Source organism: Micromonospora sp. WMMD980 (assembly GCF_029626035.1).
GTDB lineage: Bacteria > Actinomycetota > Actinomycetes > Mycobacteriales > Micromonosporaceae > Micromonospora.
Map to the genome: position 1 here is coordinate 3,474,641 of NZ_JARUBE010000003.1, position 19,692 is coordinate 3,494,332.

A 19,692-nucleotide genomic window follows, 5' to 3' on the forward strand; every position below is an offset into this window, starting at 1 on the left:
ACCTTAAGCGAAGAACAACGGCCCTGATCGAGAGGAAGAACCAACCGAGCTCGGCCAGTACGAACAGCCTTAGGCCGCCAGTATCTGACTAGTCGCAGCAACAGCGAGTGAGCCCGCGATCCGCAGCGACAGAAGCACCAGGTGCCTGACCTTGGCGATTTCAGTCTCCCGCAAGGCAGAAGCCGAGTCCGGCCAGGGCGAGAACGCCGGCAACCGCACCTGTGCCCACGAGAACCGCGCCCCCGACAAAGGGAACGAAGACGACTCCCGCCATGGCCCAGGTGCCATACGCTGCCCCAAATCCTGCAACCGCTCCTGAGGCGAATCCCAGAATCGAACTCGTAGAGCAGCGGCCCGTCGGATCAGTGTAGTTCGCGGGGTTGCATGCCGCGTAGGCGTAGCGATTGCCATGAAGCGGGTTGCCGACGAAGCTGAGGTTGTCCTGTTGGGTGAAGCGGCCTTGTTGGGGGTTGAACCAGCGCTGGCCGAACTTGGTGAATCCGGTGGCCTGGTCGTAGGTGCCGCCAGCGTACCGGACGATGTTGTTGGTGCCGAGGTTGGTTTCGTCGGTGGTGGTGGCGTTGCCGTAGGGGTCGTACTTGTAGGTGGCGGCGAGGGTGCCGTTGGCTTTGACGGCGGCGACGGGGGTGCCGAGGCCGTCGAGGACGAAGGCGGTGTCGGTGCCGTTGATGCGCAGGCCGAGTGGGGTGCCGAGGCCGTCGCGTTCGACGTAGACGGTGGTGCCGCCGGCGGTCCAGGACTGCAGCCACGGCATGCCGTGCTGGTCTTCGTAGCCGTATTGCATGGTGGTGGTGCCGGCGCGGGTCAGCTCGACCTGGTCGGTGCCGGCGTAGGCGTAGGTGCTGGAGTTCGCGCCGGTCATCTGGTTGGCGTTGTTGTAGGTGATCGGGTTGACCGACGGTGCGCTGGCGCGGGTCTGGTTGCCGCGGTTGTCGTAGGTGTTGTTGGTGGTGGTGATCTGGTTGGCGGTGTTGAAGGTCAGGGTCTGGGTGGTGGTGCCGTCGACCTTGACGGTGTCGCGGTTGCCGTTCTTGGTGTAGGTGTAGTCGTAGGTTTTGCCGTTGTAGTTGGTGGCCTTGGTCAGCCGGTTGGCCTTGTCGTAGGTGAACTGGCTGACCGTCCCGGAGGTTTCGTCTTTCTGCCACTGCCGCAGGCCGGTGTCATCGGTGGTGGCGGTGGAGCAGGGTTGTCCGGAGGTGTACTTGGCGTAGCAGTAGGTCACGTCGAACACCGTCGCGGGGGCGGCGGAGTTGCGGGTGGCCGTGATGCGGGTGGGCCGGTCGGACTTGTCGTAGGTGGTCTTGACGCGCAGGGCGTAGACGCTGTTGTTGACGTTGGCGGCGAAGAAGGTGTTGAGGCGGTTGCCGTCTTTGTCGTAGGAGTAGTTGTAGCGGGTGCCGCTGGCGGTCTCGGTGCCGACGAGCCAGTTGCGGGTGTTGTAGATGTGCTTGGTGGTTCCACGGCCGTCGGTGATGCCGGTGAGGTTCCCGGCGAGGTCGTGGTCGTAGAGCAGCGTCACGCCGCCGGGGTTGGTGCGCTTGCGCAGCTGGTTGAGGTTGTCCCACTCCCAGGTGGTGGTGCCGGTGGCGTCGGTGCGGCTCTGCAGGTTCCCGGCGCGCCCGTACTCGTAGGTGACGGGGGTGAGGTTGGCGCCGCAGCCGGAGTAGCTGGTCTTCTCCAGCCGGTCGTCCTTGGTCCAGTCGTAGGTGGTGGTGCAGCCGCCCTGGGCGACGGTCCGGGTGCGGCCGAGGACGTCGTAGGTGAACGTCTTGACCGCCAGCCCGTTGCCGGTGGGCGGGGTCAGCGTGGTGATCTGCTTGTCGCTGTCATAGGTGTAGGTGGTGGGGTTGCCGGTGTTCGCCGGGTCGGTGGAGGTCTTGACGGTGCCGTCGGTGTTGTAGTCGACGTCGGCCTTCGCGGCCAAGGCGTCGGCGGTGGAGGTGCGGTTGCCGGCGCCGTTGTACGTGTAGGTCGAGCTGTTGCTCTGGGTGTCGATCGACGAGGACGGCTGGAAGTTCGCCGTCGGGTTCGTCGAGGTCGCCGCATTGGCGTAGGCGGCGGAGGCGCTGGCGCCGGATGGTGAGGCCGACTTGGTCAGCGACTGGCCGGCGTTGGCGCCGTAGGTGTTGGTGGTCGTGCTGCCCTCGGGGCTGACGTCGGTGGCCACGTCCTGGAACGTCGTGTAGGTCTTGGACCGTTCGTTGCCGGCCGGGTCGGTGGCCTTGGTGACCCGCTTGTCGCTGTTCAGGTCGTAGGTGGTGTGCGGCACCGACGCGACCGGCTGCGCCAGGTCCTGGCGCGGGTCGGCCATCATCGTCTGCGACGACGTGGGGTATGAGAGCCGGGTGGTCGCACCCTGGCCGGTGGTGGTGTCGGTGACCTGGGTGAACGAGGTGACCCGGTGCTGCCCGTCGTAGGTGACGACGCTGTAGAGGTCGTCCTTGGACCAGATCTTGACCAGGTCACCGGCGGCGCTGTACTCGAACGCCCACTGCCGCGTCGCTCCCAGCAGGTCGATCGCCTGCAGCCGGTTGTTGGCGTCGTACTTGTAGGACACCGTCCGGATGACGTTGTAGGCGTCGCTCTGCTCGTACGTCTTCAACCGGCCGTTGACGAACGTGGCCGTGGCCTTGCGGGCGTACTGACTTCCCCGGTCGGAGACGACCTGGGTGAGCTGCCCGCCGCTGTAGGTGTAGTCGGTGACGTTGTCGTTACGGTCCTCGGTCTTGTCCAGCAGACCGTCGGAGGTGAAGAACAACTCCTTGCCGCTGTCGTTCTCGGTCAGCTTCCACCCGGTGCCGTTCTTGACCAGCTTGGCCTTGAACTCACCCGGCGTCGTGTAGGCCGACCCGGTCCAGGTGAACTTCCCGACCACGCCGTCGGCCGCGGCGTAGGTGACCGAGCTGTCATCGGCCGGATACAGCTTCACGTCCTGCCCGGCCCGGGTTCGCCAACCCGGCCCGTGCGCGCCCGTCGACAGGTCGCTGCCCAGCATGAGGCTGTTGAACGACGCGCCCAGCGTCACGTTCCCGGCGATCCCGGGCAGGGTCAGGTCGGTGGTGTTCACCATCAGGTTCCCGGACCCGACGTTGACCTTCACCTCCATCCGGTCAGCCAGCGAGAACGACACCAGGGTGCCGTTGCGCACCGGCCCGGTGCCCTTGGGCACCGACGGCGCCGCCCCCGCAGCGGCCCGCGTCACCGCGCGCTGCGGCGAGTCGAACAACCACACCTTCGAAGACGACCGCGGCGACACCTGCGGCGCCTCCGACACCTCCTTCTGCGGCGCCGCGGGCGCAGCGGATGACGCAGCCGGCGGAACCGCCAGCACCGACGTGGCCAGCAGCGCGGACGCCACTCCCACAGCCACTCGACGTTGACCCATCAACACTCCCTCTTCAACACCCCACCCGACGGCCGATCCGCCAGGAAAAGGACATAACTCGCCACACCCTTCAACGGCTAACCGTGAACGGCATGGTTGACAAAGAGCCGACCCGCTCAAGCGCGCGAGGTCAGCAGGAAAGAAACTCAGGATGCAAGAAAGCTGGCAGGCGATTTATCGCTAGCGCTGAATGCTCGAATGATGCGCATAAATCTTCGCAGATTATCGCAGCAGCGATAACTCGCGGTCGATGCGAAATTCGCCTTCGCGAGCGGCGGAAACGGCCCAGCCTGGGGCCGTGATCGGCAGCAGTCGACCGCGCCTAGATAGACGCCACCTGCGCCGGGGCTCAGAAATTTTCAGTCAGCCATCGTGACTCACGCATCCCCCGTTGAAATTGCTGATTGTCATCGATCAACTGTTGTCCCTGAACAAGCTATCCAGTTAGCAAGTCTCGGGTCAACAACTATCACAAACAGCTAGGATCAAAGGTTTTTATCACTGCAAAAGGTGCAGTGCGGATGGCGCTACGTGACCACGATCGAATACCTGAATTCGACCGACGCCGATCATGCGGCTCCTACACACGTTCCACACCCGGCATCCTCGGCCCGTGGCCTGTCGAGTCGCGACGGATGCACGAAGCCCGGCGGTGGCCATCCTGGGCCGTGTCCGCCGGGCTTGCGAGCAGGGTCGAGACTCCTTGGTCAGTCCGGTCGTCGGGCCACCACCGCCAGGGCCATGCCGAAGAACTTCAGCGGCGACCGTTCGATCGCGTCGGTCACCGGCCGGATCCGCTGACCGAAGCCGGACCGGTCGAACGGCGGCATGATGTAGTCCACCGCCCCCGTCTCCAACCCCGCCCGGCGGAGCTGCCCCGACAAGCCCCGAGCGGTGAAGGAACGCGCATCGGCCAGCCGCCGGTGCAGCGGGACGATCCACGGCAGGAACGGACCCCGTGCCGGCCGGTACCGCTTGCCTCGGATCAGGAAACCGTGCGTCTCGATCGGGAACCACCGGTTGGAAGTGGTCAACGCGAACCGGCCACCCGGCACCAGCACCCGGTGCACCTGCCGCAACGCCGCATCGAGATCATCGATGTGCTCCACCACCTCGATGGCGGTGACCAGGTCGAAACTCTCATCCGGGTAGTCCAGCTCGGTGGCGGACAACTCCCGCACGTTGATCTTCTGCGCCGCCACCGGATCCCCCGCCAGCCGCTCCCGGAACAACTCCAACCGGTCCTGCTGGATGTCGACCGCCTCGATCTGCTCGAACGCGTTCACCAACCGCATCGTGTACGTGCCATCCCCACAACCGATCTCCAGCAACCGCCGACCGCTCAGTGCCGTGTACCGGCTGAGCGTTCCCAGTCTCTTCGCTACCCCCCGCTCGCCGAAAGCACTGCCATGTCCCAGTCCCAGTTGCCCCGAGGCTTCAGTCACGGTCGCCGACTCTATGCATACTGGTCGCTTTGGTGGGGGCGGTCACATGACCCGGTCGTTCTGCCTGCCGCCCGGTGACACGAACGGGGCCCCCGCACCGGGGGCCCCGCCGTGTCACCGTCCCCCGCATCGGAGGTCGGTCAGGGTGGCGCCGGAAGGCGCCGGTTGCGGCCCCCTCCGCCCGGCCCCGCGACGTGCCGCGCCGTTGCGGCTCGCCCGAGGGCCCGGCCTGGGCGGCCGTCAGATCAGATCGGACCGGACCGCTGGCTCGGCAAGCCGTGGCCGGCCTGCGCCGGCAGGGCCGGCGCCGCGCCACAGCCGGCCGGCGCCGGCCCCGCGCCATGGCCGTCCGGGGACGCCGGAACGGGAGCCAGCGGCACGGTCGCGGTCAGCAACCCGCCGTCGCGCTCCAGAGCCGTCGGCCGGTCCAGCCGGCGCAGCGTACGCAGCATCGGCGTGTTCTCGGCCTGCACGTGCAGCAGCACGGCTGCGTAACCGGCCCGGTCGGCGTGGCCGAGCAGCCGGCGCAGCAGCGCCGACCCGAGGCCCCGACGCTGCCAGTCGTCGCGGACCAGCAGCGCCGCCTCGGCCTCGTCCCCCTCGCCGAGCAGGTTGGCCATCGCCACCACCGGCTCCGCCGCCCCGCCGGAGCCGGTCGTGACGAGCAGGGTCGTCCCCCGGGCCGGCTCCAGCAGCCGGCGCAGCCGGGCCGGCGACGGGTCCGCCGCCCCGCTCAGGTAGCGCCGCTGCCGGCTCCGCGCCGAACAACCGGCGTGCAGCTCGCGTACGGCCGGCACGTCGTCGGCGGTGGCCGGCCGCACCGACACCTCGGCGCCGTCCGGCAGCACCACTGTGACCCGGTCGGTGTCCCGCCGGCCCAGCGTCGCCGCCAGCTCGACCAGGGCCTGCGCCCGGGCGTACTCGGCCGGGGTGAAGCTCGGCTCCCGGCGGCGCAGCTCGTAGGCGCCGCCCGCCGGATCGGCGAGCACCATCGTGGTGCCGCCCACCCCACCCGGCGCGGCGACGGGCGCGGGACGCCAGGTCACCACGTCGGCGCCGAGCAGCGTACGCAGCGTCGCGCCGGCCGCCTCCGGGTCGCGGACCAGCCGACCGGCCAACCCGAGCACCCGGGTCGGCTCGTCGGCCAGCCCACGCGCCTCGCTGCGCGCGACCCAGCAGTCCCGGCCCCGCCCCCGCTCCACCGCGGCCCGCAGCTCGGCCTCGGTGACCTGCTCCGGCGCGTCGACCAGGAAGTCGTCGACCGCACCGACCTCGGTGGTGTGCACCTGCACGGTGAGGATGTTGACCCCGCGCAACGCGAGGCTCGCCGTGAGCACCGACAGGTAGCCCGGTCGGTCGTCCACGGTGGCCCGGATCCGCCACAGCGCCATGGTTGTCTCCCTTCCTCACCACCGACCATGCCGGTCGCCTGTTGCGCCCCCGTTGCCCCCCGGTGACGGGCCGCCGCCGGCTCAGGTGATCGTGGTCACCGGCGGCGCGCCCACCAGGTCGAGCCGGTCGCCGAGGATCACCGCGCTGGCGCGGACGAGCTGGGCGAGCCGGTCCACCTCGGTGGAGTGGAACGCGGCGGCCGAGAGTGGCTCGCTGTGGTCGCGGGAGACCACCAGCACCAGGCCGGCGCGGCCGAACGGCGCGACCGCGTAGTGGTGCCCGTCCGGGCTGGTCATCGCGCGGGCCCGCAGCGGCGTCACCTCGGGCAACCGGGGCGGCGCCGGCGCCCGCCAGCTCGCGTGCCCCACCGTGGCCGAGGCGCCCTCGCCGCTGCGCGAGGCCCAGTCGAGCGGCACCACGGCGGCCACCGCCCAGTCCGCGGCGAGCAGACCCGGGACCGCGTCGACGAGCGTGGCCACCCCGTCGGTCGGGTTCGCCGCCACCTGGGCGAGCAGTTCCGCGTCCTGCCCGGTGGTGGTCGGCGCGCCGATCGCCCGCCACACCCCGTCCACCCGGACGCCGGGGATCGCGGCCAGCCCGGCGAGCAGCCGTTCCACCCGCGCCGCGCCCGGCCAGACTACGGTGAAGTCGTCCACCGCCCGCCCGCCGAGCCGTTCCAGCACCACCACCTGGACGATGTCGGCGCCGGAGACGCCGAGTGTCCGGGCCACCTGGCCGAGCGTGCCCGGTCGGTCCGGCAGGGTCACCCGAACTCTCAGCAGCATGTCTGATCCCCTACGCTCGGCGGGCCGGCGACGGCCGGCAGGCTGGGGCCCAGCCTGCCGGCTGACCATTTCGCCCCCGTTGCAGCGGCATGTCCCGCGGGGAAAATCCGACCTTGACAACAAAGCTGAGCTGCCATCAACTATCCGGATGACCGATCCGGCCGTCGACGCCGCCCGGCCCCCGACCGGTCCGGCCCCCCGCGGGCTCGACCTCGACCGGCTCGCCGCCCACCTGGCCGCGCACCGGCCGGAGCTGGCCGGGCCGCTGTCCGCGCGGCTCATCGCCGGGGGCAAGTCCAACCTGACCTACCTGCTGCGGGCCGGCGACCGCGAGGTGGTGCTGCGCCGGCCCCCGCTCGGGCACGTGCTGGCCACCGCGCACGACATGGCCCGGGAACACCGGGTGATCTCGGCGCTGGCCCCGACCGGCGTGCCGGTCCCGGAGGCGCTGCTGCTCTGCGCCGACGACAGCGTCATCGGCGCGCCGTTCTACCTGATGGCCAAGGTCGACGGCGAGGTCTACCGGCGGCGGGAGCAGACCGACGCGCTCACCGCCGAGCAGCGGCGCGACCTCGCCCTGGCGATGATGGACACGCTCGCCACGCTGCACCGGGTGGAGCCCGCCGAGGTCGGGCTCGCCGACTTCGGTCGCCCGGACGGCTACCTGGCCCGGCAGGTCCGCCGCTGGGCCGGCCAGCTCGACCGCTCCCGCAGCCGCCCGCTGCCCGGCGTCGACGAGCTGCGCGACGCGCTGGCCGGCAGCGTGCCGGAGGGGGCGAACGCGGGCCGGATCGTGCACGGCGACTACCGGCTCGACAACCTGCTCGCCTCCGTCGACCCGGTGGCGGTGCGGGCCGTGCTCGACTGGGAGATGGCCACGCTCGGCGACCCGCTCGCCGATCTCGGCCTGCTGCTCACCTACTGGGACGTGCTGGGCGACAGCGAGCACGCCGAGGGCAACCCGGTGGCCGACGGCATCGGCCCCCGCGCCGGCTTCCCCACCGGGGCCGAGCTGATCGACCGCTACGCCGGGCGCAGCGACGTCGACGTCGGCCCGCTGCACTGGCACGTGGCGCTCGGCTGCTTCAAGCTGGCGGTGATCTGCGAGGGCATCCACTACCGCCACACCCTCGGGCAGACGCTGGGCGAAGGCTTCGACCGGATCGGCGAGATGGTGGCGCCGCTGGTCGCGCACGGTCTGCACGCGGTGAGGGAGAAATGATGGAGTTCGCGTACGACGACCGGACGGTCGAGCTGCGGCAGCGGCTGGAGGCGTTCCTCACCGAGTGCGTCCTGCCGGCCGAGGCGGTGCACCACGAGCAGGTGCTGGCCGCCGGCGACCCGTGGGCCCGCCCGCCGGTGATGGACGAGTTGAAGGCCGAGGCCCGGGCCCGCGGCCTGTGGAACCTGTTCCTGCCGGACGCGCGCTACGGCGCCGGCCTGACCAACCTCCAGTACGCGCCGCTGGCCGAGCTGACCGGGCGCAGCCCGCACCTCGCCCCGGAGGCGCTCAACTGCGCCGCGCCGGACACCGGCAACATGGAGCTGCTCGCCGAGTTCGGCTCCGACGCGCAGCGGGACCGCTGGCTCACGCCGCTGCTCGCCGGCGACATCCGCTCCGCGTTCTGCATGACCGAGCCGGAGGTCGCCTCCTCGGACGCGACGAACATCGCCACCCGGATCACCCGGGACGGCGACCACTACGTCGTCGAAGGCCGCAAGTGGTGGTCGTCCGGCGCGATGGACCCGCGCTGCGAGATCTTCATCGTGATGGGCAAGACCGACCCGGACGCCGACCGGCACCGCCAGCAGAGCATGATCCTGGTCCCCCGGGACACCCCGGGCGTCACGGTACGGCGCGGGATGACCGTCTTCGGCTACAGCGACGCCCCGCACGGCGGGCACGCCGAGATCGACTTCTCCGACGTCCGGGTGCCGGCGGCGAACCTGGTCGGCGCCGAGGGCACCGGCTTCGCCATCGCCCAGGCCCGGCTCGGCCCGGGCCGGATCCACCACTGCATGCGGCTGGTCGGCATGGCCGAGCGGGCGCTGGAGCTGCTCTGCCGGCGCGCCCTCGACCGGGTCGCGTTCGGCCGCCCGCTCGCCGAGCAGGGCGTGGTGCGGGAGTGGATCGCCGAGTCCCGGGTCCGGATCGAGCAGGCCCGGCTGCTGGTGCTCAAGACCGCGTGGCTGATGGACACGGTGGGCAACAAGGGCGCGCACACCGAGATCCAGGCCATCAAGATCGCCACACCGGCGATGGCCGAGTGGGTGATCGACAAGGCGATCCAGGCGTACGGCGGGGCCGGCGTCAGCCAGGACACGCCGCTCGCGGCGCTCTGGGCCCAGGCCCGCACGCTGCGCCTCGCCGACGGGCCGGACGAGGTGCACCGGGCGTCGCTGGCCCGGCGGGAGCTGCGCCGCTGGTCCTGACCTGCCCCACCGACGCGGCCGGGTCAGGCGGAGGCGCGGTGGATCAGCTCGGTGTCCAGCAGCACGTGTGGTGAGGGCACCTCGTCGCCGCGGATGCGCGAGACGAGCATGCGGGCCATCTGCCGGCCCATCTCCTCCACCGGTTGGAACACCGTGGTCAGCGGCGGCTCCGCCTGGCGGGCGATCGGGGCGTCGTCGAAGCCGATCACCGCCACGTCCTCGGGCACCCGGCGACCGGCCTCGCGCAGCGCGCGCAACGCGCCGAAGGCCATCAGGTCGGAGGCGACGAAGACGGCGTCCAGATCCGGGCAGGCGTCCAGCAGCCGGCGCATGGCGGCGGTGCCGCTGCCCTCGCTGAAGTCCCCGTATGCGATCAGGCCCGACTCGACCGCGCCCCCGGCGGCCCGCACCGCCTCCCGGTAGCCGGAGAGGCGGGCCAGGCCGGCGCCCATGTCCTGCGGGCCGGCGATGGTGGCGACCCGTCGCCGTCCCTGGACGAACAGGTGCTCCACCGCCCGCCGGGCGCCGCCGACGTTGTCCACGTCGACGAACCACGCCGGCTGGGCGTTCGGGTGCAGCATCCGGGCCGGCCGGCCGCCGAGCACCGCGGGCAGGCCGCGCTCCTCCAGCAGCGTGGGCAGCGGGTCGGAGTCGTGCAGGGAGAGCAGCAGCACGCCGTCCACGTGCTGGTTGGTCAGGTGGTGCTCGACCCGCTCCCGCTCGATCGGCGACTGCACCATGGCCAGCCAGAGCTGCATCGGCGTCTCCAGCAGCCCGGAGCTGACGCCCCGGACGATGGCCGCGAAGAACGGCTCGGTGAAGACCCGCTCCCCCGACTCGGAGACCACCAGGGCCACCGAGTCGGTGCGCTGGGTGACCAGCGCCCGGGCGGCCCGGTTGGGCACGTACCCCAGCTCGGCGATGGCCTGCTGGACGGCGGCCCGGGCTTCCGGACTGACCTGCGGCGAGCCGTTGACCACGCGGGAGACCGTGCCGCGCCCGACGCCGGCGCGGGCCGCGACCGCGTCGAGGGTCGGGCGCCCGAGCGAGCGGGTGCGCTGCGTTGTCATCGTCTGTGCTCCTCCGACGGGCGGGCGGGCCCGGCACCGGTTGAGGCTCCGGCGCCGGGGCCGCCCGTTACTGGCTGGCCCAGCTTATTGTGCGGCCAGGCCGTTGCGTCGGATCACGTCGGCGTACCACCTGGCGCTGGACTTCGCGATCCGGGCCTGAGTGTCGTAGTCGACATAGACCATGCCGAACCGCTTCGTGTAGCCCCAGGCCCACTCGAAGTTGTCCATCAGTGACCAGGCGAAGTAGCCCTTCAGCGGCACCCCGGCCTCGATCGCGGCGTGTGCCGCGCGCAGGTGCGCGGCGAAGTAGCCCAGCCGCTCCGGGTCGTCGACCCGGCCGTCGACCAGCTCGTCGACGAAAGCCGAGCCGTTCTCGGTGACGTAGAGCGGCAGGTCGGTGTATTCCCGGTGGACCCGCTCCAGCGTCTCGGTCAGGCCCGGGGCGTCGATCTCCCAGTCCATGTCGGTCACCGGCACGCCGCGGGTGACGAACCGGACGTCCTCGCTGCCCGGCCAGCAGGACGGCGCCCGCCAGTAGGGCTCCGGCTCGCCGCCCTCGACCGGCGCGGCGACGACGTGCCGGCTGTAGTAGTTGACCCCGACCATGTCCAGCGGGGTGGAGATGGTCTTCAGGTCGCCGTCGCGGACGTGCCCGAGGTCGGTCACGCCGCGCAGGTCCGCGACCAGGTCGGCCGGGTACGCGCCGCGCAGCACCGGGTCGAGGAAGAAGCGGTTGGCCAGCGCGTCGATCCGGCGGGCCGCGTCGGCGTCGGCCGCCGAGTCGGTGGCCGGGGTGACCGGGTAGAGGTTCACCGTGATGCCCAGCTCCGCCTGCGGGCGCGACGCCCGCACCGCCTGCACCGCCAGCCCGTGCCCGAGCATCAGGTGGTGCCCGGCGCGGACCGCGTCCGCCCCGTCGGAGCGGCCCGGCGCGTGCACGCCGGAGCCGTAGCCGAGGAACGCCGAGCACCACGGCTCGTTCAGCGTGGTGAAGTATTTCACCCGATCGCCCAGCTCGTCGGCGACCAGCTGCGAGTATTCGGCGAACCGGCCGGCGGTGTCCCGGGCCGGCCAGCCGCCGGCGTCCTCCAGCGGCTGGGGCAGGTCCCAGTGGTAGAGCGTCACCCACGGCTCGATGCCGTGGCCGAGCAGCTCGTCGACCAGGCGGCGGTAGAAGTCCATCCCCTCCTGGTTGGCCGTGCCGGTGCCGCCCGGCTGCACCCGCGGCCAGGAGACGGAGAAACGGTAGGACCGCAGCCCCAGGTCGGCCATCAGCCGCACGTCGTCCGACATCCGGTGGTAGTGGTCGCAGGCCACGTCGCCGGTGTGCCCGGCGACCGTCCGACCCTCGGTGTGGCTGAAGGTGTCCCAGATCGACGGCGTACGGCCACCCTCCGCAGCGGCGCCCTCGATCTGGTAGGCGGCGGTGGCCGCGCCCCAGAGGAAGCCGGGCGGGAAGGTCAGGGCCGGGCCCTCGTCGAGGACGCCGACGGCGGGCGGGCTGGCTGGGTTGCTCACGACTTGACGGCGCCTTCCATGATGCCGCCGATGATCTGGCGGCCGAACAGAACGAACACGACGAACAGGGGCAGGGTCGCGATCAACGTACCGGCGAAGATCTGCGAGTTGTCGGCGAAGTAGGCGGTGTTCAGGCTGCGCAGCGAGATCTGGACCGTCGGGTTGGACGGGTCGGCCAGCACCACGAACGGCCAGAAGAACTGGTTCCACTGTTCCATGAAGGTGAGCAGGCCCAGCACCGCGGCGGCGGGACGCAGCGCGGGCATCACCACGTGCCAGTAGACCCTCCAGGTGGAGCAGCCGTCCACCCGGGCGGCCTCGATCAGCTCGTTCGGGACCGCCTGCTCGGCGTACTGGCGCATCATGAAGATCCCGAAGCCGCCGATGAGGAACGGCACGGTGACCGACGGCATGGTGTTCAGCCAGTCGAGCTTCGCCATCAGGATGTAGAGCGGGAGCACGCCGAGCTGGATCGGCACCATCATCGAGGCGAGGATGATCAGCAGCAGCGCGTTCTTGCCCCGGAACCGGAGCTTGGCGAACGCGAAGCCGGCCAGCGAGCCGAAGAAGACCGTGGCGATGGTGATCGTCCCGGAGACCAGGAACGAGTTCATCAGGCCCTTGACGACGTTGGCGTCGCCGTTGGCCAGCACCCGTTCGATGTTCTCGCCGAGCTTGCCGCCGGGCAGGAACGGCGGTGGCCAGGAGTTGGCCGCGTCGTTCGTGCGCGAGGCGATCACGATCATCCAGTAGAACGGGAACAGCGACAGGAGCACCCCGAGGACCAGCCCGAACCAGGTCAGCGGGCTGGCCTTCCAGAGCCGCTCGGCCTGGTGGGTGCCCTTGGCCGGCGCGGGCGGCCGGGCGGGGGGACGAAGCGTGGTGGTCGTCATCTCGTCACCTTCACTTGTCGGAGCTGATGCGTCGGGCCAGCAGGTAGTTGACCGTCGACATCAGCGCGATGAGCACGAAGAGCACGAGCGCGACCGCCCCGGCGTAACCCCACCGGAAGCGCTGGTTCATCACGTCGAGCAGGTACATCGTGATGGTCTGGAACTGCCCCTCCGAGCCCCCGGAGAGACCGCCGGAACCGCTGGTGAACAACAGCGGCTCGGTGAAGAGCTGGAGCCCGCCGATGGTCGAGATGATCAGCGTGAAGATGATCGTGGGACGCAGCTGCGGGACGGTGATCGACCAGAACTGGCGTCGCCGGGAGGCGCCGTCCAGCGCCGCGGCCTCGTACATGTCCTTGCTGATCGACTGCATCGCGGCCAGGTAGATCAGCGCGTTGTAGCCGACCCAGCGCCAGTCGACCATGGTGGAGATGGCGAACCAGGAGGCGAAGCGGTTCGCCCGCCAGTCGATCGGGTCCAGGCCGACGCTGTCCAGCAGCCAGTTGACCAGGCCGAAGTCCTTGGCGTAGATCATCGAGAAGATCAGCGCGACCACCGCGGTCGAGGTGATGATCGGCATCGCGATGGCCATCCGGAAGAAGGTCTGCGCGCGCAGCCTCCGGTTCAACGCGTTGGCCAGCATGAGCGCCAGCATCAGCTGGGGCACGGTGGAGAGCACGAACATGCCGAACGTGTTCACCACCGCGTTCCAGAACTGCGGGTCGTCGGTGATCAGTTCGACGAAGTTGTCCATCCCGACGAACGAGATCGTCGCGTTCAGCGGGGACCGGTCGGTCAACGCGATCCAGACCGTGTAGGCGATCGGGTACGCGCTGAACACGGCGAAGATCAGGAAGAACGGCAGGACGTACAGGTAGGGCGAGTACTTCAGGTCCAGCTTGGTGGCCGAGCTGGCGCGGCGGTGCGAGGTGCGGGCGCGCGGCGGGCGGGGCTCGGGCGGCGCCGTGGCGTGCAGGTCGAGGCTCATCGGGAGTCCTTCTCCTCAGCCGGCGTCACCCGCCACACGGATGACGCCGGGCTCTGCGGGCACCGCGGGTGGCGCCGGCAGCACGGGGCTGCCGGCGCCACCCGCGGGCGGCTCAGCCGGGTCACTTACCGGCGGCCGCACCGTTCTTCAAGGCCGCCTGCCACTGCTCGTCGGCCGACTTGCCCTGCTCCACGGCGCGCAGCGTGTTCTCCACGGCGGTGCGGACCGCGTTGTTCTTCGGGCCGAGGTAGACCGGCTTCAGGTCGGTGGCGCCGGCGGCGAAGATCTTGCCGACCGGGGCCTTGCTGAAGTAGTCGTTGGTCGAGTCGGCCACGGCCGGGTCGGTGAGCGCCTGCGGGTTCGACGGCAGGTTGCCGACCGCCTTGTACGCGCCGATCTGGCCCTGCGCGCTGGTCAGGAACTTGGCCAGCTCGGCCGCCTCCTTCTGGTGCTTGCTCGACTTCGGCACGCCGAGGAACGAGCCACCCCAGTTGCCGCCCGCGCCGGGGGCCTTGGCGATGTCCCACTTGCCGGCCGCCGCGTCACCGGCCTGGCCCTTGATCACACCGGTCATCCACGCCGGGCAGGCGATGGTGGCGAAGGTGCCGTTCTTGAACCCGGCGTTCCACTCGTTGGAGAAGGACTGCAGGTTGTTCGACAGTCCGGCGCCGATCATCTTGGTGGTGAGCTGGTACGCGGCCTGCACGTCCGGGTTTTGGTCGATGACCAGCTTGTTGCTCTTGTCGTAGTAGGTGTAACCGGTGCCCTGACCGGCGACCTGCATCAGCACCACGTTGTAGAAGTTGGTCGCCGAGTCGACGAACTTGTGCTTCTTGTCGGCGGCGGCGAACTTCTGGCCGGTGGTGATGAACTGGTCCCAGGTGGGCCAGAGCGCGCCGACCTGCTCGCGGTCGGTGGGCAGGCCGGCGGCCTTGAACAGGTCGCTGCGGTAGCACAGCGCCATCGAGCCGACGTCGGTGCCGAGGCCCAGCACCTTGCCGTCGGGGGTGGTGCCCTGCTCCCACTTCCACGGCAGGAAGTTGCCCTTGAGGTCGTTCGCGCCGTGGTCGGCGAGGTTCACGAACTTGTCGGCCTGCGCGTAGAACTGGACGATGGTGCCCTCCTCGAGGGCCACCACGTCGCCGGCGCCCGACCCGGCGGTAATCTGCTGGGTGAGGCGGGTGTTGTAGTCGCCGAGGCCGAGGCCCTTGCCGCGCTCCTGGATCTTGACGTTCTTGTGCTCGGCTTCGTACTGCTTGTACAGGTCTTCGTAGCCGAAGCCCTGGTCGCCGAAGACGTCGACGACCAGGGTGACCGGACCATCGCTCTCGCTGCTGCCGCCGGACGAGTCGTCGCTGCAGGCGGTGGCGGTGGCCAGCACCGTGACAGACGCGAGCGCGATGGCCGCGAGCTGCCGACGGCGGATGGGGAGGCTCATCTTTCAGACCCCTCTTTCGGTGGTGAGGCGAGTTATTCGTGTGGTGGGGGATGCGTTTCGCGCCGGGCCGGAGCGGGCAAGGAAGAGATTCACGCCACTCCCGGGAGCGCTCCCATGAGATTGCCGGGAGGTAACAGGGGTGTCAATAGGCCGGTGGGAGCGTTCCCATTTCGTTACCGCGTGCTTCCCGCCCCGCCCGCGGGGCCGGTCAGCAGCAGCGACGCAGCAACGTGGTGGCGCGGTCGGGGGCGAAGACGGCCGGATCGAACGCCGGGCCGGCCCACTCACGCATCACCGTGTGCTCGGGATGCTCCGGATCGGCGAGCGCGGCCAGCAGCACGGCGTAACCCTCCGGGCCACCCACGCCCTCCGGCGGGGCGGCCCGCTCCCCGTCCAGGCAGACCGGGTAGCGCTCGTCCGGGTCGGCGGCGCAGACGTCCTCCACGATCAGGTCGTGCTCCCACCAGTCACCGAAGTCGTAGGTGTAGCGGAACCGGTCGCCCTTGCCCACCACCGCGTCGAGCCGGGCGTCCAGCTCGTCGCCGAGCGCCAGCTCGCCGCCCGGGTCGGGCTCGCCGTACTGCCGCCCGTCGATCTCGAACGAGTGCAGGTGGCAGTCGCGCCACCCGATCGCGTGCTGGAGCACCCGGTGCAGCCGGTCCAGCGTGTAACCACCCGGCACCAGCACCCGCCGCCAGACCGGCGGCCGGACCCCGGCCACGGACACCATCAGCTGGAAGATCTGACGCGGCACGTGGTCCCGTCCTTCCTCGGCATAGGCTGCCCGCATGATCTGCCGAGCCTGCCGGGAGCGGCGGCACGACGACTGTCCTGGCCGGAAGTGGTGCGACTGCCAGCACCGTACCGCCGAACCCACCCCACCGGTCACCGGTCCGGCCGGCGAATGAGCGTCGGAACCCCGATCGAACGGATCTGGCCGGCGCCCGTCACCGGCCCGCTGGCCGACCCGCAGCTCACCGCGCTCTACGGGCGGCCGGCGCGCCCGCACCTGCGGGTCAACTTCGTGGCCAGCGCGGACGGCGCGGTCACCCTGGACGGTTACTCCGCCGGTCTCTCCGGCGAACCGGACAAGCGGGTCTTCGGGATGCTGCGGATGCTCTGCGACGGCCTGCTGGTGGCCGCCGGCACGCTGCGCCACGAGGGCTACCGCGCGGTGCGGCTGGACGCCGGACGCCGCGCCTGGCGCCGGGAGCGGGGCCTGGCCGAATTTCCGACGCTCGTGGTGGTCTCCGGCTCGCTCGACCTCGACCCGGCCCAGGCGTGCTTCGCCGACGCCCCGGTCCGGCCGCTGGTGCTCACCCGCGACGATGCCGAACCGCCGGCCGGGCTCGCCGACGTGGTCGACCTGGTCCGCTGCGGCGCCGACCGCGTCGACCTCACGACCGGCCTGGCCGAGCTGCGCCGCCGCGGGCTGGACCAGGTTCTCTGCGAGGGCGGACCACACCTGTTCGGCGCGCTCACCGCCGCCGACCTGGTCGACGAGCTGTGCCTGACGGTGGCGCCCCTGCTGGCCGGGGCCGGCCCCGGCCGGATCACCGCCGGCGCCGCGAGCGCCCCCCGCCACCTGCCGCTGCGACACGTGCTGGCCGCCGACGCCGTGCTGATGCTGCGCTACGCCCGCGATGGGGACGAACCGGCCGGCCCACGACCCGCCGGCGCCGCGCCCGCCGCCTGAGCCCGCCCTCATCCGCCGCGCGGCGCCCGTTCCGGACCGACCGGGCAGCATGCCGACCCGAGCTACCCGGCTGCGCCGCCTCCCGACCACGCCACCCACCCGGCCACGCCGCACCCCGGCCGCGTCGTCCCCGGCCACGCCGCAACCCGGCCGCGTCGTCCCCGACCACGCCGCAACCCGGCCGCGTCGTCCCCGACCACGCCGCACCCCGGCCGCGTCGTCCCCGACCACGCCGCACCCCGGCCGCGTCGTCCCCGACCACGCCGCACCCCGGCCGCGTCGTCACCCCGGCGCGTCGTCACGAGGGCGGCAGGCCGGTTTCAGCGATATACCGGAGAGTCATTTTTATGCCTCTCCGGTATATCGCTCTCGATCGGACCGTTCCCCTCCCCCGACACGCCGACGATCGACTCGCCAACGCCCCGTTCGCGCCGACGGCCACCGCACCGACACCTCGGCCACGCCGGATGCCGACCACGCCGACACCCCGGTTACGCCAGAAGCCGGCCGCCCGACCGACTCGCCGCGGGCCTGCGAAAGGGCCCGTCCCTGCGCGGCGTGGAAGCGGGTCGCGACGAGGGTCGCCTCCTCGACCGCCGGCAGGGCCGTGGCCAGGGCGAACAGCCCGACCAGCCGGCCCCGCGTCGACGCCACGTCCCGCTCCCCCGCTCTTCCGGCCGCCCTGCGGGATCCCGCGCCGAGCGGCACGCCGAGGCGGGATCGCACGCACCGTGGCCGGTCGGATCCGCGCGGCGACCGGTCGCGACGCGCCGACGTGGCGTCCGACGCGTCGCGTGGCAACCTGTCGCATCCCTCGGGCAGGATGCAGGACGTGCGCCGTGACCGGAACGACCAGCCGACCGGAGACCGCCGATGACCGACGACCAGCTCGACGGGCCCGGCGAGGGTGTCGGCCGGGTGCTCGGCACCGCCGACGCCACCCCACTCACCTTCTGGACCGCCGTCGCACCGGGGAGCTACCTGCAACTCGACGACGTGGTGGTGACCCGGCGCGAGCTGCCCGACCGCGAGCCGGTGACCATCGCCGGCGTGGTGACCCAGGTGCGCGCCCGGCACGAGGGGGCGCAGTTCGACTCCGACGTGTTCGCCATCGCCGACGGCACGCTGCCGGCGCAGGTGCAGGAGGCGGCCGAGGTCACCACCACCCGGGTCGACCCGGAGTTCTACGTCCCGCCCACCCCCGGCGCGGTGGTGCACCGGGCCGAGGGTGACGCCCGGGCCCGGGCGCTGCACTTCGACCGGATGGAGCGGCGGATCCCGATGGGGATGGGCCGCGACGGCGTGCCGGTCTACCTCAACGCCGACTTCCTCGACGGCACCCGGGGCGCGCACGTCTCCATCTCCGGCATCTCCGGCGTCGCCACCAAGACCAGCTTCGCCACCTTCCTGCTCTACTCGGTGTTCCGCTCCGGGGTGCTCGGCGGCGACGCGGTCAACGCCAAGGCGCTGATCTTCAACGTCAAGGGCGAGGACCTGCTCTTCCTCGACCACCCCAACAGCCGCCTCGACGACCCGACCCGCGCGGCGTACGCGAAGCTCGGCCTCGACGCCGGTGCGTTCCCCGACGTGCGGGTCTACGCCCCGCCCCGGGTCGGCGACTCCTCCGGCACGCCCGACGTGAGCAGCCGGCTCACCGGCGTCGACAGCTTCTACTGGACGCTCAGCGAGTTCTGCGCCGACCGCCTGCTCCCCTACGTGTTCGCCGACGCCGACGACGAGCGCCAGCAATACACCATGGTGGTCCACTCGGTCGCCGCCCACCTGGCCCGCCATGCCCAGCCCGCCGACGGCGGCGTGAGCATCGACGGGGTCCGCCTGGGCTCCTACGCCGACCTCGTCGACCACGTCGTCGAGCAGCTCAACGACGACGAGACCCGGGGCGAGTGGGCCGGCAGCGCGGTCGGGCTGGGCACGGTCAACGCCTTCGCCCGCCGGCTCATCGGCAGCAAGAAGGACCTGGGCCGGCTGATCCGCGGCGACCTGGCCGCCCGCCGGCCGCACTCCATCAACACGGCGGAGAGCGCCCAGGTCACCGTGGTCGACCTGCACAACCTGCCGGACCGCGCGCAGCGCTTCGTGGTCGGCGTGACGCTGAAGAGCGAGTTCGAGCGCAAGGAGAAGGCCGGCACCGCCAAGCCGTTGCTCTTCGTCGTGCTCGACGAGCTGAACAAGTACGCCCCCCGCGAGGGTTCCTCCCCGATCAAGGAGGTGCTGCTCGACATCGCCGAGCGGGGCCGCTCGCTGGGGGTGATCCTGGTCGGCGCGCAGCAGACCGCGAGCGAGGTCGAGCGGCGGATTGTCACCAACTCGGCGATCCGGGTGGTGGGTCGGCTCGACCCGGCCGAGGCGTCCCGCCCGGAATACGGCTTCCTCCCGCCCGCCCAACGGCAGCGGGCGCTGCTGGCCAAGCCGGGCACCATGTTCGTCAACCAGCCCGACATCCCGGTGCCGCTCTGCCTGGAGTTCCCGTTCCCGGCGTGGGCCACCCGGGTCTCTGAGGCAGGCCGCCCGCCGTCGGAGACGCTACGGTCGATCACGCAGTCCGCCGATCCGTTCGCGGTGGTCGGCTCCGGCTCCTCCGACGACGACATCCCGTTCTAGGCGGCA

At 71.1% G+C, this 19,692-nt stretch carries 14 protein-coding genes; 4 read left to right on the forward strand and 10 right to left on the reverse strand.

Annotated elements, in window-relative coordinates; all coding sequences use genetic code 11:
• Positions 1-160: 160 nt before the first annotated feature.
• From O7618_RS16265 to O7618_RS16280, 4 genes are all read right to left on the reverse strand, one after another.
• On the reverse strand, positions 161-3,406 hold the full coding sequence (locus O7618_RS16265) for an RHS repeat-associated core domain-containing protein (RefSeq protein WP_278106934.1): 3,246 nt from the start codon (positions 3,404-3,406) through the stop codon (positions 161-163).
• A 707-nt stretch (positions 3,407-4,113) separates the two neighbouring features.
• Positions 4,114-4,851: a class I SAM-dependent methyltransferase gene (locus O7618_RS16270; protein ID WP_278106935.1), complete on the reverse strand. Its 738-nt coding sequence runs from the start codon at positions 4,849-4,851 to the stop codon at positions 4,114-4,116.
• Between the two features lie 245 nt (positions 4,852-5,096).
• Positions 5,097-6,242: a GNAT family N-acetyltransferase gene (locus O7618_RS16275; protein ID WP_278106936.1), complete on the reverse strand. Its 1,146-nt coding sequence runs from the start codon at positions 6,240-6,242 to the stop codon at positions 5,097-5,099.
• Positions 6,243-6,323: 81 nt separating this feature from the next.
• Positions 6,324-7,028: an amino acid-binding protein gene (locus O7618_RS16280; RefSeq protein ID WP_278106937.1), complete on the reverse strand. Its 705-nt coding sequence runs from the start codon at positions 7,026-7,028 to the stop codon at positions 6,324-6,326.
• Between the two features lie 148 nt (positions 7,029-7,176).
• Between O7618_RS16280 and O7618_RS16285 the strand changes: the two genes are divergently transcribed.
• Together O7618_RS16285 and O7618_RS16290 are read left to right on the forward strand one after the other, a co-directional pair.
• Positions 7,177-8,250 (forward strand): phosphotransferase family protein, encoded by a 1,074-nt coding sequence (locus tag O7618_RS16285; protein WP_278106938.1) that lies wholly within the window; start codon positions 7,177-7,179, stop codon positions 8,248-8,250.
• Entirely contained in the window at positions 8,250-9,461 is a 1,212-nt protein-coding gene (locus O7618_RS16290) for an acyl-CoA dehydrogenase family protein (RefSeq protein WP_278106939.1), read from the forward strand. The genes O7618_RS16285 and O7618_RS16290 overlap by 1 nt, the downstream gene beginning before the upstream one ends.
• Positions 9,462-9,484: 23 nt before the next feature.
• Here O7618_RS16290 and O7618_RS16295 read toward each other — a convergent pair whose 3' ends face one another.
• The 6 genes from O7618_RS16295 to O7618_RS16320 form a co-directional block, all read right to left on the reverse strand.
• Entirely contained in the window at positions 9,485-10,531 is a 1,047-nt protein-coding gene (locus O7618_RS16295) for a LacI family DNA-binding transcriptional regulator (RefSeq protein ID WP_278106940.1), read from the reverse strand.
• Between the two features lie 84 nt (positions 10,532-10,615).
• Positions 10,616-12,049 (reverse strand): GH1 family beta-glucosidase, encoded by a 1,434-nt coding sequence (locus tag O7618_RS16300; RefSeq protein WP_278106941.1) that lies wholly within the window; start codon positions 12,047-12,049, stop codon positions 10,616-10,618.
• Positions 12,046-12,942, reverse strand: coding sequence for a carbohydrate ABC transporter permease (locus O7618_RS16305; protein ID WP_278106942.1), 897 nt, complete (start codon positions 12,940-12,942; stop codon positions 12,046-12,048). The genes O7618_RS16300 and O7618_RS16305 overlap by 4 nt, the downstream gene beginning before the upstream one ends.
• 10 nt (positions 12,943-12,952) lie before the next feature.
• Positions 12,953-13,930 carry a sugar ABC transporter permease gene (locus tag O7618_RS16310; RefSeq protein ID WP_278106944.1) on the reverse strand — a complete coding sequence of 326 codons (978 nt, stop codon included), beginning with the start codon at positions 13,928-13,930 and terminating at the stop codon, positions 12,953-12,955.
• A 121-nt stretch (positions 13,931-14,051) separates the two neighbouring features.
• A complete protein-coding gene (locus O7618_RS16315; RefSeq protein ID WP_278106945.1) occupies positions 14,052-15,368 on the reverse strand; it encodes an extracellular solute-binding protein in 1,317 nt (438 codons plus the stop codon).
• A 208-nt stretch (positions 15,369-15,576) separates the two neighbouring features.
• Positions 15,577-16,122, reverse strand: a complete 546-nt coding sequence (locus O7618_RS16320) for a plasmid pRiA4b ORF-3 family protein (RefSeq protein WP_278110034.1) — start codon at positions 16,120-16,122, stop codon at positions 15,577-15,579.
• Positions 16,123-16,272: 150 nt separating this feature from the next.
• Here O7618_RS16320 and O7618_RS16325 point away from each other — a divergent pair, with 150 nt between their 5' ends.
• Together O7618_RS16325 and O7618_RS16330 are read left to right on the forward strand one after the other, a co-directional pair.
• Entirely contained in the window at positions 16,273-17,064 is a 792-nt protein-coding gene (locus O7618_RS16325) for a pyrimidine reductase family protein (RefSeq protein WP_278106946.1), read from the forward strand.
• Positions 17,065-17,937: 873 nt separating this feature from the next.
• Positions 17,938-19,686, forward strand: coding sequence for an ATP-binding protein (locus O7618_RS16330; RefSeq protein ID WP_278106948.1), 1,749 nt, complete (start codon positions 17,938-17,940; stop codon positions 19,684-19,686).
• Positions 19,687-19,692: the final 6 nt, after the last annotated feature.

Excerpts from the sequence above, each read along its gene's own strand:
- O7618_RS16265 (WP_278106934.1), bottom strand. The coding sequence starts at position 3,406 with ATGGGTCAACGTCGAGTGGCTGTGGGAGTGGCGTCCGCGCTGCTGGCC.
- O7618_RS16275 (WP_278106936.1), bottom strand. The coding sequence starts at position 6,242 with ATGGCGCTGTGGCGGATCCGGGCCACCGTGGACGACCGACCGGGCTAC.
- O7618_RS16280 (WP_278106937.1), bottom strand. The coding sequence starts at position 7,028 with ATGCTGCTGAGAGTTCGGGTGACCCTGCCGGACCGACCGGGCACGCTC.
- O7618_RS16285 (WP_278106938.1), top strand. The coding sequence starts at position 7,177 with ATGACCGATCCGGCCGTCGACGCCGCCCGGCCCCCGACCGGTCCGGCC.
- O7618_RS16290 (WP_278106939.1), top strand. The coding sequence starts at position 8,250 with ATGGAGTTCGCGTACGACGACCGGACGGTCGAGCTGCGGCAGCGGCTG.
- O7618_RS16295 (WP_278106940.1), bottom strand. The coding sequence starts at position 10,531 with ATGACAACGCAGCGCACCCGCTCGCTCGGGCGCCCGACCCTCGACGCG.
- O7618_RS16305 (WP_278106942.1), bottom strand. The coding sequence starts at position 12,942 with ATGACGACCACCACGCTTCGTCCCCCCGCCCGGCCGCCCGCGCCGGCC.
- O7618_RS16310 (WP_278106944.1), bottom strand. The coding sequence starts at position 13,930 with ATGAGCCTCGACCTGCACGCCACGGCGCCGCCCGAGCCCCGCCCGCCG.
- O7618_RS16315 (WP_278106945.1), bottom strand. The coding sequence starts at position 15,368 with ATGAGCCTCCCCATCCGCCGTCGGCAGCTCGCGGCCATCGCGCTCGCG.
- O7618_RS16325 (WP_278106946.1), top strand. The coding sequence starts at position 16,273 with ATGAGCGTCGGAACCCCGATCGAACGGATCTGGCCGGCGCCCGTCACC.
- O7618_RS16330 (WP_278106948.1), top strand. The coding sequence starts at position 17,938 with ATGACCGACGACCAGCTCGACGGGCCCGGCGAGGGTGTCGGCCGGGTG.